Annotated in this window: 8 protein-coding genes and 9 pseudogenes; 11 read left to right on the forward strand and 6 right to left on the reverse strand. The window is 58.7% G+C overall.

The annotated features are described in order from the left end of the window. Positions 1-183: 183 nt before the first annotated feature. Both X739_RS00380 and X739_RS1000000168990 read left to right on the forward strand, forming a co-directional pair. Positions 184-680: pseudogene (locus tag X739_RS00380) on the forward strand (electron transfer flavoprotein subunit alpha/FixB family protein); the annotation flags it as partial. Between the two features lie 69 nt (positions 681-749). Next, a pseudogene (locus X739_RS1000000168990) lies at positions 750-1,106 on the forward strand (tetrahydrofolate dehydrogenase/cyclohydrolase catalytic domain-containing protein); the annotation flags it as partial. 398 nt (positions 1,107-1,504) lie between these two features. On the opposite strand, the gene X739_RS136940 reads toward X739_RS1000000168990, so the two are convergent. Then, complete coding sequence (locus X739_RS136940; RefSeq protein WP_245273992.1) at positions 1,505-1,972, reverse strand: Lrp/AsnC family transcriptional regulator; 468 nt, start codon at positions 1,970-1,972, stop codon at positions 1,505-1,507. 125 nt (positions 1,973-2,097) lie between these two features. Between X739_RS136940 and X739_RS136935 the strand changes: the two genes are divergently transcribed. Beyond that, positions 2,098-4,497: a 1-deoxy-D-xylulose-5-phosphate synthase N-terminal domain-containing protein gene (locus X739_RS136935; RefSeq protein WP_031252662.1), complete on the forward strand. Its 2,400-nt coding sequence runs from the start codon at positions 2,098-2,100 to the stop codon at positions 4,495-4,497. 49 nt (positions 4,498-4,546) lie between these two features. After that, positions 4,547-4,930 carry a hypothetical protein gene (locus X739_RS1000000169820; RefSeq protein ID WP_156940077.1) on the forward strand — a complete coding sequence of 128 codons (384 nt, stop codon included), beginning with the start codon at positions 4,547-4,549 and terminating at the stop codon, positions 4,928-4,930. A gap of 1 nt (position 4,931) precedes the next feature. On the opposite strand, the pseudogene X739_RS01000000166935 reads toward X739_RS1000000169820, so the two are convergent. Next, positions 4,932-5,443: pseudogene (locus X739_RS01000000166935) on the reverse strand (transposase); the annotation flags it as partial. Positions 5,444-5,834: 391 nt separating this feature from the next. Between X739_RS01000000166935 and istA the strand changes: the two are divergent. The 5 genes and pseudogenes from istA to X739_RS1000000171050 all read left to right on the forward strand — a co-directional run. Then, positions 5,835-7,389: pseudogene (gene istA / locus X739_RS1000000168995) on the forward strand (IS21 family transposase). A gap of 68 nt (positions 7,390-7,457) precedes the next feature. Beyond that, entirely contained in the window at positions 7,458-7,880 is a 423-nt protein-coding gene (locus X739_RS1000000171280; RefSeq protein WP_280940074.1) for an ATP-binding protein, read from the forward strand. Beyond that, entirely contained in the window at positions 7,840-8,076 is a 237-nt protein-coding gene (locus tag X739_RS1000000171285; protein WP_280940073.1) for an ATP-binding protein, read from the forward strand. Before X739_RS1000000171280 ends, X739_RS1000000171285 begins: the two co-directional genes overlap by 41 nt. A gap of 635 nt (positions 8,077-8,711) precedes the next feature. Continuing rightward, the gene (locus X739_RS00360; protein WP_198026197.1) at positions 8,712-10,664 is read left to right on the forward strand and encodes a recombinase family protein; all 1,953 of its coding nucleotides are present in this window, start codon (positions 8,712-8,714) and stop codon (positions 10,662-10,664) included. A gap of 10 nt (positions 10,665-10,674) precedes the next feature. Continuing rightward, a pseudogene (locus X739_RS1000000171050) lies at positions 10,675-10,761 on the forward strand (ATP-binding protein); the annotation flags it as partial. A gap of 222 nt (positions 10,762-10,983) precedes the next feature. Here the strand turns inward: X739_RS1000000171050 and X739_RS01000000166950 are convergent. The 3 pseudogenes from X739_RS01000000166950 to X739_RS1000000171055 all read right to left on the reverse strand — a co-directional run. Next, a pseudogene (locus X739_RS01000000166950) lies at positions 10,984-11,784 on the reverse strand (IS110 family transposase); the annotation flags it as partial. 28 nt (positions 11,785-11,812) lie between these two features. Then, positions 11,813-12,233: pseudogene (locus tag X739_RS1000000169000) on the reverse strand (DDE-type integrase/transposase/recombinase); the annotation flags it as partial. Between the two features lie 80 nt (positions 12,234-12,313). Beyond that, positions 12,314-12,478, reverse strand: a pseudogene (locus X739_RS1000000171055) (transposase); the annotation flags it as partial. Positions 12,479-12,967: 489 nt separating this feature from the next. Between X739_RS1000000171055 and X739_RS136920 the strand changes: the two are divergent. Continuing rightward, a complete protein-coding gene (locus X739_RS136920) occupies positions 12,968-13,849 on the forward strand; it encodes a GHMP kinase (RefSeq protein ID WP_023796629.1) in 882 nt (293 codons plus the stop codon). A 31-nt stretch (positions 13,850-13,880) separates the two neighbouring features. Further along, positions 13,881-15,482: a pyridoxal-phosphate dependent enzyme gene (locus tag X739_RS1000000169005; protein ID WP_023796630.1), complete on the forward strand. Its 1,602-nt coding sequence runs from the start codon at positions 13,881-13,883 to the stop codon at positions 15,480-15,482. Positions 15,483-15,751: 269 nt separating this feature from the next. Here X739_RS1000000169005 and X739_RS00345 read toward each other — a convergent pair. Then, positions 15,752-16,027 (reverse strand): annotated as a pseudogene (locus tag X739_RS00345) (IS30 family transposase); the annotation flags it as partial. Between the last annotated feature and the right edge of the window lie 154 nt (positions 16,028-16,181).

Consider the following 16,181-nt stretch of genomic DNA (forward strand, 5'->3'; position numbering starts at 1 on the left):
AGCCGACATGATGAATCAGATATTCTCCCCGATGGGAATCCCTCGCGATTCCATCAGGTCAGATTATGCTCTAGGCTCACGTACTGAAGTACGCTCCGCTCCGGTTCTCGAACCCAACCGTTTTCGACTCGGCCTGACATGAATTCGAGACGTCCCCACTGAAGTGGATCAAGGAATAGAGAGATGACAATTCTTCTGATTGCTGAACACGACAATGCGACGCTTTCCGATCAGACTGCCAAGGCGCTTTCTGCGGCACTGCAGATCGGCTCGGACGTGCATGTGCTGGTCGCCGGCAACGGCGCGAAGCCCGCGGCGGACGCCGCCGCGAAGCTCAAAGGCGTGAGCAAGGTGCTGCTCGCCGAAGCCGACGAACTCACCGAGCGTCTCGCCGAGCCGCTGGCCGCACTCGTCGTCGCCATTGCCGGTGCCTATGACACGATCATCGCGCCGGCGACTTCGTCGGGCAAGAATGTCGCGCCGCGCGTGGCAGCCCTGCTCGATGTCTCACAGGTATCCGGATCATCGAAGTGGTATCATCAGACACCTTCAAGCGGCCGATTCATGCCGGCAACGCTATCCAGACGGTGCAGTCGAGCGACGCCAAGAAGGTGATCACCGTGCGCACCGCCTCCTTCCAGGCCGCCCCCGAGGGCGGCTCCGCCTCGGTCGAGACGGTTCAGGCGGCGGCAGTGCGGGGGGCGCTCAGTAATGGGCGTCCCTACCGCGATAAGCAGGTTGCCGCTTCCATGATGACACGGTGAAGTCTACGGCCGCCGCACTGGAGAAAGAAGCCGGCCTCACTGTTGTCATCGTCGGCAACGATCCGGCGGGCCATGCCTATGTGTCCGCCAAGTGTAAAAAGAATGCGGCTTCTCCATCCAACATGCCCTGCCGGAGGAGACGACGCAGGAAGAGCTTGCCCGCCTCGTCGAGACGCTGAACGCCGACGACAGTATCCACGGCATCCTCGTCCAGCTTCCGCTGCCGAAACATCTGAACTCGGAGCCGATTATCCAGTTGATCCGGCCGGAAAAGGACGTCGACGGCTTGCACGTGGTCAACGCCGGCAAGGCGTGGCGACCGGCGACCTCGGTGGCGGCCTCGGTTTCCTACCGACTCCGGCAGCGTAGCGGGGCAAACCGCCCGTGGGCGCGAGGAGATTGTGGACCGATTAGACCTGTGCTCGACAGCGTCATTGCTATGAGTACTTTGAGTAGTCGCGCATCAAGCCGTTCCTGCGTGATCACAGATGAGCCGGTGCGCTCGGCGGCGGATGGGCAGAAGCGGTTTTTTCCCGCCGCCGCTACCATCGGTCACGAAGCCGATCCGGCACCAAAGACGTTTTAGCAGCACCAGCAGCTTTTCATGTTGCTTTGTTGTTTTTTCAGGGCGGATGAGCGCGCAGACGATGTCGTCCCAACTGAACGATCGCCCGAATGCAGGTCGACCACCAGATCGGCCGGTGAGCAGGCTCTTACAGGCATTGAGCGATGTGAATTCGCTACAGGATGCCAGATCCGGAAGACTTCACACGCCTGAGCGAAACCGAAGATTGGATGGACGCGATCCCGGGAATCTTCGTGAGCGTCCCAGTCAGAAACGTTTCGTACTCCTTCAACCCCGGTGTCAAAACTCGAAGGAGGTAGTCATTGTCGCCCGTCATCAACCAGCAGTCTACAACTTCGGGGTGTTTCTTGATCTCGGTCTCGAAGGCGACGAGTGCGGAGTCGATTTGTCGTTCCAGCTTCACCGACATGAAGATCGCGACTGCCAGACCCAGCTTCTCGTCATCGAGTGTCACAGAGTATCCTGTGATGATCCCTTCGGATTCCAATCGGCGCAAGCGCCGTAAGCATGGCGACGGGCTGAGGCCCACCTTTTCGCTTAGCTCCTGGTTGGTCAGCCGGGCGTTGGCTTGCAATTCACGCAGGATTTTGCGGTCCGTCGCATCTATCTTGGCAGATACCACCTGCAATCCCATCCTTTCGGGCAGTGTCTGTCTCCCGTATGAAAAATCTGGGATGAAATAGCAAGGAAATAGCGCCAAAGGTTCGGTATATTGCCCGCGAACTACCGCAGAAAGAGAACCGTAAAATGGCCAGGGCAACCCGTGACCTCAAAATGCTCCGCCGACTGGAAAAGAAGGCTCTCTGGCTCGCCTGCTGGATGATCGACCAGGCGAATCGGCGTGAGAAGGTGGACGGCGTCAAAGTCGGCGGCCATCAGGCATCGTCAGCCTCTATGGTTTCGCTGATGACGGCGCTCTATTTCGACGTGTTGCAGCCGCAGGACCGTGTGGCAGTCAAGCCTCACGCCTCGCCGGTCTTCCACGCGATCCAATATCTAATGGGCAATCAGACCCTCGAAAAGCTGGAGAACTTTCGCGGCTATCACGGCGCCCAGTCCTACCCCAGCCGCACCAAAGATGTGGATGATGTTGACTTCTCGACTGGCTCCGTCGGGCTCGGTGTTGGGATCACGCTTTTTACGTCATTGATCCAAGACTACATCGCCGCCAAGAGCTGGAGCGCCACCGGGGATAAACCCGGCCGGATGATCGCGCTGGTCGGCGACGCCGAGCTCGACGAGGGTAACGTCTACGAGGCACTGCAGGAAGGCTGGAAGCATGACTTGCGCAATTGCTGGTGGATAATCGACTACAACCGACAGAGTCTCGACGGGGTGGTGCGCGAGGGTCTCTACGACCGCATTGAGATGGTCTTCAAGGCGTTCGGTTGGGATGTCGTCACACTTAAATACGGTGCATTGCAGCGTGCTGCCTTCGAAGAGCCCGGCGGCGAGGCGCTCAAGGAATGGATCGACGCCTGCTCGAACCAGCTCTATTCGGCGCTGTTGTTCCAGGGCGGTGCTGCCTGGCGCAAGCGGCTGCTCGACGATCTTGGTGACCAGGGCAAGGTGAGTGCGCTGATCGATCGGCGCTCCGACGACGAGCTGTCCGAGCTAATGAATAATCTCGGTGGACACTGCCTCGAGACGCTGAGCGAAACCTTCAACGCAATCGACCACGACCGTCCGATCGCCTTCATCGCCTACACCGTAAAGGGTCATGGTACGCCGCTCGCTGGCCACAAGGACAATCATTCTGGGCTGATGACCTCTGCGCAAGTGCAGGCCCTTCAGGAACAGATGAAGGTCCGGCCGGGCCGTGAATGGGAGCGGTTCGAGGGGCTGGACGGCTCGGCGGTAGATATACAGGCCTTCCTCGACTCCGTGCCGTTCTTCGCCAACGGCCGCCGACGCTATCGGGCGGAGCGCATTGAGGTACCGCGGACCGTTGCCGTCAGTCCGGCCGCCGTGCGCGAGGAGATCTCGACCCAGGCCGCCTTCGGCCGCATACTCGACGGGATTGGCAAGTCCGACAGCGAAATCGCGGCCCGCATCGTCACGACCTCACCCGACGTGACGGTTTCGACCAATCTCGCCTCGTGGGTCAATCGCCGCCAGCTTTTCGCGCGCCTGGAGCTTGCGGACCTCTTCCGCGACCAGCGCATTCCGAGCACGCAGAAGTGGGATTTCTCGCCCAAAGGGCAACATATCGAGCTCGGGATCGCGGAGATGAACCTGTTCCTGCTATTGGGCGCGGCCGGGCTTTCCCATTCTCTATTTGGCGAGCGGCTGCTGCCGATTGGTACGCTTTACGATCCCTTCGTCTCGCGCGGCCTCGATGCCTTGAACTATGCCTGCTACCAAGACGCACGCTTCATCGTCGTCGGTACGCCGTCTGGCATCTCGCTTTCGAGTGAGGGCGGTGCCCACCAGTCGATCGCTCAGCCGCTAATCGGCATGAGCCAGGATGGCCTGGCGAGCTTCGAGCCGGCCTTCGCCGATGAACTAGCCATCATCATGGCCTGGGCATTCGACTATATGCAGCGTGACGGGGAGGGCGAACCCGGCGAGCGCACGTGGCTGCGCGACGAGACGGGCGGCTCGGTTTACCTTCGTCTCAGCACCCGCCAAATTGAGCAGCCGGGCCGCAAGCCCAGCCCACATTACGCACAGGAGGTGATCGACGGGGCGACTTGGCTAAGGGAACCTGGGCCTAATGCCGATCTCATCATCGCCTATCAGGGGACGGTCGCGACAGAGGCCATTGCTGCAGCGGGGATGCTAGCCGACCGGCGGCGCGACATCGGCGTCTTGTCCATCACGTCAGCTGATCGCCTGAACGCCAGTTGGCAAGCCGCCCAGCGCGAACGTGCCCACGGCAATCTACGTGCATTGAGCCATGCTGAGCGCCTGCTTGGCAAATTGCCGCGCCATTGCAAGATTGTCACCGTCATCGACGGCCACCCGGCGACTCTCTCTTGGCTGGGTGGGGTGATGGGTCACAAAACGGTCAGCCTTGGGGTAGAGCATTTCGGGCAGACTGGCACGGTAAAGGATCTTTATCGGCACTACGGGATCGATGCGGCGTCCATCGCCGAGACCGCAGCGAGCCTTACAAGCGGGAGGTCAGAATACGTTGCTTCGTGAGGGCCGGCTAGGGTCGCCTTGTTCGAAAGGTCAAGTCGCGGCGTTAACATTGGCCGGCGCGGAGATCGTGCATATGTTTCGGCACCTTGTCGAGACCGCCGATCACTTGGCGGTCAACGCCGGTTGTGGTCACGCCGATCGATTGACCATCGGTTTTGCAGATCACTCTACTCCGGGAATTCTTAGAGTGAGCCCGATCGAGCATTCCGGCCGGTTCTCGAAAGTGGAGAACCGGGCGGCGGTCAAAGCGTGCCGCGTCCAGCAGAAATCACCAAAACTCAATTTCGATCCGCCCCGCACCCGGCGAAGGAGCACTGGTCATCCTGGGCGGCGAGGATTCGTCTGCCGCCGCGGCGCCGTCGACTGCTTCAACCCGCAGAAAGGCGCCGGCCGCACGAGCGCGTCTCACCCCAACGCGCGACGCCAGCGATAAATCAGCGACCGATCGAGATCATGGCGGCGCGCCAAAAGGATGTTTTGATATCAAGCTGTTGCGAGCCGCGTGTGAGCAGGCGAATGTGGGCGACGTATATCCAGGCTTCTGCGGAAACGATGGATCTCTCCCAGTCCTTGGCCAGCCTGCGGCATCGCCCCAGCCATGCGAATGTGCGCTCCACGACCGAGCGGCGCGGCAGAACCTCGAAGCCTTTGGCTTTGTCCGTCCGCTTGACATTCTCCGGGGTGAACGTGCCGATCTTCTGCAGCGCGCCCTTAAGGCCCGGCATAGCCGCCCTCGGCGAAGAGGTGTCGCAGCCACGGCCAGCGTTCGAGAATGGTCTTGAGGGCAGCCGGTGCGCCGTCCGATCCTGGATATCGGCGGCGTGGACGACGAGACCGACCATCGGGCCGATGGTGTCGACACGATGTGACGCTTGCGCCCGTTGATCTTCTTTCCCGCGTCAAAGCTCCGAATTCCGCCGCTTTCCGTGGTCTTGGCCGATTGACTTCCATTCGGCGGTTTGAAGTCAAGCGCTTTCGAACTTTTCCGCTTCTCCGGCTTCTGAGGTCTTTCGCGGGGCCTTGCTTCTCTCCGGGATCGGCCTTTTGGCCCTCTCACTATGGGGTAGAATGCTGAAGTAGAATAATCTTGCATGCGTTCTGAACGTCACTTCACGATCGAACAAGGCGATCTTCGAACTTACTTCACTATCTTCCTGCGACGGACTGCGGGTTTCGCAAAGTCCCGGACAAGGAATTCAGTAAGTCGCGGACACGGATTTCAGTAAGTTCGGGACAGGGATTTCAGTAAGTCGCGGACAAAACAGGCGGCGGAATTAGGTCGATTTTCGTGAGCGCCGATCTGGCATTTTGCCCTCGTATTCGAAGCGAGGACATCAATGCCGAGACGGAAGCGAGCGAGACATACGAGCGTGAAGGACATCCGATCGATACTGCGGCTGACGTTCGAGCAGGAACTCCCTATGCGGGCCGTTTCGGAGCGTTTGAAGATCAGCAAGACGTCGTCGGTATCGACGTATCTGCTGCGGGCACGGGAAGCCGGACTTGCGGTCTGGCCGCTGCCCCCTGGACTGGACGATGACGAGGTTCTGGAGCGACGGCTCTTTGGCCGGATGGGACGGCCGCCGCGTGACATCGATGAGCCGGACTGGCCGAAGATTGCCAGCGAGCTGAAGCGCAAGGGCGTGACGCTCAATCTGCTGTGGCAGGAATATCGTGAGAGCCATCTGGACGGCTATGGCTACACCTGGTTCTGCTGCCGTTTTGCCGAATACGAAAGCCGCGTCAAACCCAGCTATCGCAGCCGGCACGTTGCTGGCGTCGCCATGGAGTGCGACTATGCTGGCCACACGATCCCCGTCATCGACCCGTCGACAGGAGAGATCCGCGCAGCGCAGATTTACGTCGCGGTGCTGAGCGCGTCACAATTGACGTTCTCTTATGCGAGCTTCAGCCAGAAGCTGCCGGATTGGATCGAAGCGAACCAACGGGCCTTCAGTTACTTCGGCGGCGCGACGAAGACGACGATCTGCGACAATCTCAAATCCGCGGTTGCCAAGGCTCTTTGGTTCGAGCCGACGTTAAATGCGACCTTCGCCGCCTTCGCCGAGCACTACGATACGACATCCTGCCAGCGCGGCCAAAACGTCCTCGGGATAAGCCATCCGCCGAAGGTTCAGTTTTAATCGTCGAGAGGTGGGTGCTGGCCAGGCTTCGAAACGAACGCTTCTTCTGCCTTGCTGATCTCAATATCCGGATCAGCAGTTTGATCGAAGACCTCAACGGCCGGACCATGCGCCGTTATGGCAAATCCCGCCGTGTGTTGTTTGATGAGATCGAACGCACCCAGCTCAAGCCACTGGCGGCAACACCGTTTGAATATGCAGAGTGGAAAGTCGCCAAGGTCCATCCCGACTATCATGTCGAAGTCGACAAGACCTTTCACTCCGTGCCGCACGGTCTGATCGGCAGGCGGGTCGATGTGAGACTGACCTACCGGGCAGTCGAGATCTTCTTTGACCATAAGCGGATCGCCAGCCACATCAGAACCTCGCAGCGCTCCGGCCACATCACCGTCAATGAGCATATGCCGAAGTCCCACCAGCGCTATGCAAACACGACGCCTCACACGTTGCGCGCAAGGAAGCGGCAAAAGTCGGGAGCAATACGGCGATATTTATCGAGCGTCTGCTGAGTGACCGCCCGCATCCGGAACAAGGCTATCGATCCGCGCAGGGCGTCCTTTCCCTGGCGCGACGCTACAAATCCGATCGCCTGGAAATGGCGTGCGAGCGTGCCTTGACCATCAATGCAATGAGCTATTCGTCAGTCGCCAACTTCAAATCTGGTCTCGACCAAGCTGCGCCCGCAAGCGAGGCCGTCAAGCCGGCACCGCCGCACGGCAATATCCGCAGCAAAACCTACTATCAATGAGAAAGGAAAACACCCAGATGCTGACACATCCAACCCTAGATCAAATGCACACGCTCGGCCTTGCCGGAATGGCAACGGCCTATCGCGAGCTTGCCGAGCAGATCCATGGCAACGACCTCAGCTTCGACGAGCGGCTCGGCCTGATGCTCGACCGCGAGATCTCACTGAGAACAGACAAACGGCTGACCAATCGGTTGGCAACAGCAAAGCTGCGTTTTCCCAATGCCTCGATCGAAGACATCGATTTTAGCACTCACCGCGGCCTTGGTCGCCGGAACGTCTTATCCTTGGCGCAGGGGGCATGGCTGAAGGCAAACGAGAACTTGATTTTGACAGGCCAAACGGGCACCGGAAAGACATGGATTGCCTGTGCCTTCGGACGACAGGCGGCAAGGCTCGACTATTCCGTGCTCTACGTTCGCATGCCACGGCTCTTCGAGGATCTCGCACTTGCAAGGCTCGACGGACGCTTCCCGCGCCCCTATCGCTAAACTCGCTCGCGTCCAGCTGCTGATCCTCGACGATTGGGGAACGCATACGCTGAGCGACAGGCAGCGCCTCGATCTGCTCGAAATCTTCGAGGAGCGATACCGGCGGAAATCGACGCTGATCACGGCTCAACTTCCTGTGGCCGCCTGGCATGAAATGATCGGAGACCCAAGCAACGCAGGATACCCCTGTTGTTGATCGGTTGGTGTCTCATGTCACGGTAGTTGACCGTCGACATGCGCTCTGTGGACAGCGGTTTGAGGTGGCATCACTTCGGTCGGGGCGCGGACCTGCCTTTATTGTCATCCGCCTTCCGGATGGACGGTCACGCAATATCCGCCGGTCAGTGACGGATTTGTCGCCTGCTAGCGATGATGATCGTGAACATCGTAGCGCAGAGAGGAAGTTAATATCCGTTCGGACTTTCCTGCCTTTAGTGTATAATGCGCGAATCACCTTTAGTAACTCAATGGCGAGTTGCGATGATTGCTCATGCTTTGGCGCATCGGATTGCGGTGTCTCTACCGGAGACCAGTGTTCCACTGGTAAGGATCAAGCCAGATACGCCCAGACTTTGGAACAATCTCCCACCATTATCTCAGCACCAAGTCGCGCAGATGCTCGCGACTCTGATCCGCCGGATGCCGCCGAACGCGCCGGCGGTGAGGGAGCGGTTTGATGTTGGCTATTCCGAGCAGTTCTGACGAGCGGCTCACGGCCGTCCGGCGTTCAAAGTTCGCTTGCGTGTATGTGCGCCAATCCTCGATAAACCAGGTGCGCCACCATCAGGAAAGCACCGAACTTCAGTACAGCTTGGTGGACCGCGCCGTCAGATGGGCTGGCCGCCGGATTGTGTCGTCGTCATCGATGAGGATCTTGGAAAATTGGGGAACGGCAAAGTCGAGCGTGGCGGCTCCAACGGCTCATCGCCGAGATCGGGCTCGGCAACGCGGGTCTGGTGGNTGGTGGTCAGCCTCGATGCATCTCGATTGGCGCGCAACAACCGGGATTGGCATCAACTCCTCGAGTTGTGTTCATTGTTCGGCGTTATCATCGCCGATGGCGAGCGCCTCTACGATCCCTGCGCCTATCACGACCGGCTACTGTTAGGGCTCTCGGGGATCATGAGTGAAGCGGAGTTGCACCAGATCCGCATCCGCCTGCATCAAGGGGAGCGGCAGAAGGCTGCGCGGGGCGAGCTTCGCATACCGCTGCCAGGTGGCTTGACCTACAACCGCTCCGGCCTGATCGTGTTCAACCCTGATGAAGAGGTTCAGGCTCGGCTGCGTCTGATCTTCGACAAATTTAGAGAGCTTCAGACCGCGCGACGCGTTATGCGTTATCTGCGCACGCACGACCTGCGGGTACCGGTGCGGCCGCTTCGCGGGCCGTCGCCCCATGAGCCGGTGTGGCGAGACGCCACCATCGCCCACGTCCATTATATTTTGCACAACCCGGCCTATGCCGGCGCATATTTCTACGGCCGGCGCCGAATAAATGCGGTTCGCCAAGGTCCGGGTTCGCACCGCGCAACCTCGAAGGTGGCAATTGACGACTGGGAGGTTTGCATCAAAGACGCACACCCTGGTTATATTAACTGGGGGGAGTTCATGGCCAATCAGAGACGCCTCGCCGACAACACCAATCGATACGAGGCCGGCCACCGCGGCGCGCCACGCAAGGGCATTGCTTTGCTGCAGGGGGCGGTCTGCGGTCAGTGCGGACGGCGGATGACCGTGCGCTATAGGGGCCCCGACAGTGCATGCCCCGTCTACTGCTGCCTGGCGGACCGCAACCAGACCGGCAGCTCTCTCTGTCAGGAGGTTAGGGCGCCCGCAGTAGATGAACAAGTTGTCCGGATCCTCCTGAAGGCGTTGGAACCTGACCAAATCGCCATCGCCATCGCTGCGCTCGACGAGATTGCGGAGGAAACACGGAGCCTCGAGAAACAATGGGCGCTACGGCGGGAACGTGCGCGGTATGACGCCGAGCGGGCTCGACGACAATACGACACCGTGGAACCGGAAAATCGTCTCGTCGCCAGAACCCTGGAAAAGGCTTGGGAAGACAAGCTGCGCTTGGTCGATGAGATCGAGCAGGAATATCGTCGGTGGAGAGACCGAGAGCCCTTGGTGTTACAGGCACAGGATCACGCGGCGCTTCAGGAACTCGCCGAGAATTTGCCGGCTATCTGGCACTCAGAAACCACCCAGCCAGAAGACCGCAAACGTATCTTGCGCTTCATCGTGCAGGAGGTCGTTCTCGATCAGAAGAAGATACGCGGCCAGGTCGCCATCAGGATTCTTTGGCAGACCGGCGCAACCAGCGAACATCAAATCCAACGCCGAGTTCAATCTTACGATCAAGACTATGGCGAACTCGAGCTTGTGCGTGAGCGGATCACGCAACTCAATGCTGCGGGCGATATGGACAGGCAAATCGCCAAAATCTTGAATGACGAGGGCGTCCGCTCGGCGCGAGGCAGGCTGTTCAGCTATGAAAACATCTGGCTCTTACGCCACCGTTGGGGAGTCCCCACAGCCAAGATCAACGGCGTCGCAGCCAATCCGCCGCGCTGGCCTGATGGAACCTACTCTGTACAGGGCGCAGCCGCTGCAATCGGCCTGACGGCTCAAACCATCTTCGACTACCTCGCCCAGGGCCTTGTCCACGGTCGGCAAAGCACGAAAGGCCAGCCTTGGCAGATCAGCCTTTCCAGCGACCAGATCGATCAACTTCAACGCCGACTGCAACGGACCAGGCGATCAAGGAAAGGTGCATCATGAAGCATCCGCGGAGGCCACTTTAGCTGACGCAATTCTGGACCGCATCGTTCACAACGCACACCGTATAACGCTCGAAGGCGACAGCATGCCTAAGCGAAAAACACCGACGCACCGACGGCGAAATAGCCGAAATCAATCACTCCTAACAGCAACAAGGCAACCGGAACTCGATCGCTTCCGTTGTCCGCGACTTGGCGAAACGCTTGTCCGCGATTACTGAAACGGCTGTCCCAATTTAGTGAAATCCGCAGACGGACACCTTTCCGCCGGGTTGCGGATCCCGTTATCTCCTTTTATGCCGCGCCGTTATCGATTGAGATCAGCTGGCGGCCGGCAAATCATCCCGCCTCCAGCATAATTCGGCGCCGTCACTCATCATGCGATGCATGATGACCGCCAGCCTGCGGGCGAGCGCGACAATGGCCTTAGCGATGTTCAGCGCCGACAGCCATGACCATTTTCTCACATTGATCATCAAGGTCTGGGCGGCTTCGTAAAGCAGCGTTCGCATCACCGCGTCACCGCACAGCGATATACATCCAACACGCTTGCTTTCTCCCGACTCTTTGAGCTTCGGCGTCAGCCCCAGTATCGGTCCAACAGCCTTCGAGCTCTTGAACCGCTGCGGAATGTCGATGGTGCTCGTGAACGCCAGCGATACGACGGGACCGACACCGGGGATCGTCATCAGAAGCCGGCACATCTCATCGTTGCGAGATGTCCAGAACCTTGTGCAACCGGGAGAATTCCTCACGCAACTTACGCCTTGCTGTCAGCAGCGGATCCATGACTTCCTGAAGATCCGCCATGTCATCGACCAACTCGCGAATCCGCTCCTCGAATTTGACAACTCCAACGTTCCCGACCTTCAGCCCAAAATTGCGCAACAGTGCGCGAATGTCGTTTTCAGTGGCGATCGCCTTTCCTTGCAGCAGCTTGCGCGCCGTCAGCAGAGCTCGCCGATTCTGGCTCGTCAGCGTTTTGACGTGCACAGGAGACGATACAGGTTGACCTGCATCATCTTCGCGATGCCACGTGCATCGTTGCGATCGGTCTTGTTCGGCATCGTCTTTATGGCCGCATTGGCAGCCCGCGTCTCGATGCAGATCGCCGGCAGGCCTTCGGCGCGCAATCCGTCGTGGAGCCAGGATGTAGTCGGAGCCGTTGTCGCTCAGCCACTCGATCGTGTCGGACAGCCGGTTGACATGGCCGAAGCGGCTTTCGACGGCGGTGATGATGAGGTCGGGCACGTCTTCGCCCTTGATGCCCTCGGCGGTGGCGACATGGGCGATGGCCTCGCGGTCGCAGCAGTCGAGCGCGAAAGCGACGCGCACCTTCTCGCCATTGTCGCAGCCCATCTCGAAGCCGTCGGAACACCAGCGCAGGTTCGAGCGGTCGACGGCGACCCGGCCGTCATGGCGGCGTTCTTCAAACCCTCCGGCGTGCCGATTGAGAAGCAGGCCGTGCCACCTTCATGATCCGGTAGACCCGCTTGTGGTTGGGCGCCGGCGTTCCCGCTGCGCGAGCCGTTCTGCGCAGCGCGGCATGAACGCGGTAGCCATAGGTCGAAAAATCCTTGATGACTGTCTCGATCTCGGCGACCAGTTCGCCATCGGGCTCGGCACGCCGCCTATCGGAAGCGGCTTCGTCTCACGACCGCCGAGCACACGGATCGCGTGCTTGCGGTGACAGCCGGTGACCGCGACAAACTCATCCAGGATCCGCTGCTTGGCGGTCCGGCAGCTTGATCGATAACGCTCGATAATCGCTTCGGCCAATTCCGCCCGTGTTGCCATGCTGATCCGACTTGCCATCCATCGTCCCCAAGCCAGGATGGCAAAAAGACGCTGCATCCCGTTCGGGACCGCGAACCTATCGGTAACATTCAGCGCGAGGCAATGCGGGGGTCAAATCCTCACTTCGCTTGACAGCCTGGCCGAGTTGGTCCGCGTCGGCTGGTATCGGGAAGTGGAGGTCAAGAGCGCAGAGAGTCAGGCCACCCGATCCAAAGGGATAACCCGCTTTTGAGAAGGTGTCGGGTATCTGACAGCCTGTTGATCGATTTGTCGAATCCGACACGCGAGCAACCTTCCGGCAGCTTCCGATGGGGCGGCCCACCTAAGTCATTGAACAATATGCGGAACATCGTTTCAGACCGTCACGCTGCATACTTGGCACAACATTTGCGACGTCCCTCTTGCGAAGGCCCAAAGCACCGGCAGCGGACTCGCCCGCGGGCTTTGCAAGCGGGGCGAGAGTTGGTTCACCAGCATTTGCAGCCGGCGTAAGTAAGGAGGTTTGCCATGCGGGCGAGAGAAGGGCGCGGTGAGGCTATCGGACACCACGGTGAGCTTCTTCAAGGTGTTTTTGAGGATGAGGGCGCTCGGCTGCGCCGTGGGCTAGTTTCATTGCCTTGTCGCCACCTCACATCAAAGGCAGAGTTCCGGGTGACCAGCAAAGAGAGTGTCTCGGTTGTTCCACGGCGTTGTGAAAAGGCGGGGCGTGCTGCGGAGCTTGCGCTCCAAAGGTTCGCACAAGCTGGAACCGGCGGACATCTGACGGTCGAGAGCAACATCCCCGTCGGACGCGGCATGGGATCATCCACCGCTGATGTCCTGGCCAGTATCCTGGCCGTTCTCGACTATCTGGGCATCCAAGTATCGCCAGATTTTGTTATGCAACTTGCCGTGAACGCCGAGACGGCATGTGATTCCACCCTGTTTTCTGGGCCGGCGGTGCTCTTCGCACATCGCGAGGGGATTGTAATAGAATCCTTCAAAAATTCACTTCCGCCGATTGATCTTGTCAGCATCGATACAACGCCCGGCAAAGCTGTGGACACGCTCGAATTCGAGCCGGCGCAGTATAGTCCTGCAGAGATCGAATTATTTCGTCCGCTCCGCGCGCTCTTACGTCATGCAGTTAATATTAGCGATCTTACCTTGCTTGGGCGCGTCGCGACAGCAAGCACTCGAACCAACGAGCGTTTCCTGCCAAAGCCGCGTTTGAACGACATCGAGGCCATTGGCGTTCGTCATGGCGCTTTGGGCGTGCAGGCTGCTCACAGTGGAACTGTGGTCGGGTTGATGTTCGATCCTACGAGCGAAAACAATGCTGAGAGGTTGGCGCTAGCAGTCCGTGACTTGAGAAACGAGGGCTTTGAGGCCTCTATCGTTGCACAGTAACTCGATCAGAGAGTGGCAAATGGTTAATTTGATGCGCAAGCTTGAGGATTTCGAAAATCCCCGAATCGTTGAATTGAGCAATTGTCTATATGGCGCCAGCTTCTTCCTTATGAAGCTCCTACCTGCACGCTTCATGCTGGAACAGGCCGTGGAGCAACAGTTGCTGATTTCGGGGGCTACTATCTGCGAGACTTCATCCGGGACATTTGGTCTCGCATTAGCCATGCTCGCCGCACAGCATGGCTACAAACTCGTACTCATCAGCGACTGGTCGATTGACCGGCACCTCCAAAGGCGCCTTGCCGAGCTCGGGGCAAATGTGGAGATTGTCGAGAAGCCTGCCCCCACCGGTGGGTTCCAGCAAGCTCGATTAAACAGACTTGGGGAATACTTGAAGAGGATGCCCGACAGCTATTGGCCTTCACAGTACTCCAACGCTAATAATCCGCTCGCCTACGGGAAATTTGCGGAACTGCTAATTGATAGAGTGGGCAAGATCGACTGCTTGGTTGGTCCCGTAGGATCGGGGGGCTCCATGTGCGGCACCGCTAGTTACCTAAGGAAATTGTTCCCTGATTTATATACAATCGGTGTTGACACACCGAATTCTGTCCTCTTTGGGCAGCCTGGCGGAGAACTGGTCGATCTTAGCGGCTTAGGTGGTGAGATCGTTCCTTCCAACGTAGATCACAGACACTTCGATGAGGTTCATTGGCTGACGTCAGCGGAAGTATTTCATGCAACTCATCAGTTACACCGAAACTATGGTTTGTTTTTGGGGCCTACCAGCGGTGCTGCTTTCAAAGTGGCGGACTGGTGGTCACGAAAGAACCAGGGCAGGAAAGCCGTTACGATCTTTCCTGATGAGGGGCATCGCTACGTTGAAACTGTATACGACAAAGATTGGCTCTTATCAGTACCCGGATGGTCTGAGGCAGTGCGCGAAGAGCCGCTGGTTGTGAAAGCGCCTACCGAGAAGTTAACCGGCTGGTCCTCGTACGTCTGGGGCAGGCGAACGCTCGACGAAGTCCTTTCTAGCCTCGTTGATCAGCCGCCAAGGAATTCGGTCATGTCTCCGCTGCGATCGATGGATTCATCCGGACCTGATCCGGAGGGGGAACCCGAAAGGGCGAGTTTCAATCGCGGACAGTGTGGTGCGACGCTAAAGCGTTTATCTCACACCGACATCGCTGCTGTCTCCCATCTTCAAATTGAGCCCGAGCAGGGGCAATTCGTCGACCCCTTGTACGTCGTGTTCTCGGAGCTCCGAAATAGTCCACACCCGGAACTTGAACACCCGTTCGCGATTGCGGTGCGGAACGAAATCGTTGGCTTTCTTGTCCTCCGTGAAAAAACTGCGTTACCAGAATGGGCACCGCCGGATGCCGTTACTTTGCACAACCTTCGGATCGACCGAGCCTATCAAGGTAATGGATTTGGTAAGGCTGCAACCGGACTGGCCGCCCAATGGATTTCGACAAACCGAACAAGCATCAACCGTCTCATGCTCGCCGTAAACGTGCGCAATGTAGTAGCTAGACAAGCTTATCTAAGATCCGGCTTTCGGGAAACAGGTAATACCCACTGCGGTTCAGCAGGCTTACAAAACATCCTTGAATTTCAAACCCGCTAGCGCGATCGCGTGCGTCTTTGCCCATTTGTCAGCTGGTCAGCTGGTGGCGCGTAGCGCGGCTTAAAAGCCTGCATAAGTTCGCGCCCGGAAATTTGAAGAGCCGGCAAAGTGCTTCGAAAGAACCGTGGTGGAGAACGCTAATCCGCCACGGTTGCAACTGATTGGGCGCACCGGAACCGATTCTGGTCTCCTCGGTCGGCTGTTCTGTGGCTCGGATCGCGGCGGAGAGGGCGGATTCAAGCTGTCGTCGCAACACCGATTGTGTTCACTCATGGCAGCAACTCGTCAAGCGCCTCTGCCGGCGTTTTCCAGCCCAGGGTCTTTCTCGGTCGGCCATTGAGGGCCGCTGCCACGGCGGCGATCTCGTCGGCGCTGTGGATGCTCAGGTCGGTGCCTTTCGGGAAGTACTGACGCAGCAGCCATTGGTGTTCTCGTTGGTGCCGCGCTGCCATGGGCTTTGTGGATCGCAGAAGTACCTGGACACCCGCGTAGATCTTGAGACGATCGTGCTGAGCCATTTTGGCTCCCTCATCCCACGGCAGCGAACACAGGCTGGTCGGGTGCAGGCATGTATTCGGCCTTTGAGTGCGGCCTGTTCATGCCGCTGGCCTTGATGAAGTCCGCTGATCGGATCCCAGACAGGTCAACGCGCTTTTTGAGCGGCACCCACTGAGCGGGTTTTTCCGATCCCGGTTCGAC

Source organism: Mesorhizobium sp. LNHC209A00 (genome assembly GCF_000502915.1).
GTDB lineage: Bacteria > Pseudomonadota > Alphaproteobacteria > Rhizobiales > Rhizobiaceae > Mesorhizobium.

Bases quoted from the DNA above. Each gene is read 5' to 3' on its own strand.
- X739_RS136935 (WP_031252662.1), top strand. From the start codon at position 2,098: ATGGCCAGGGCAACCCGTGACCTCAAAATGCTCCGCCGACTGGAAAAG.
- X739_RS1000000171280 (WP_280940074.1), top strand. From the start codon at position 7,458: ATGGCAACGGCCTATCGCGAGCTTGCCGAGCAGATCCATGGCAACGAC.
- X739_RS136920 (WP_023796629.1), top strand. From the start codon at position 12,968: ATGCGGGCGAGAGAAGGGCGCGGTGAGGCTATCGGACACCACGGTGAG.
- X739_RS1000000169005 (WP_023796630.1), top strand. From the start codon at position 13,881: ATGCGCAAGCTTGAGGATTTCGAAAATCCCCGAATCGTTGAATTGAGC.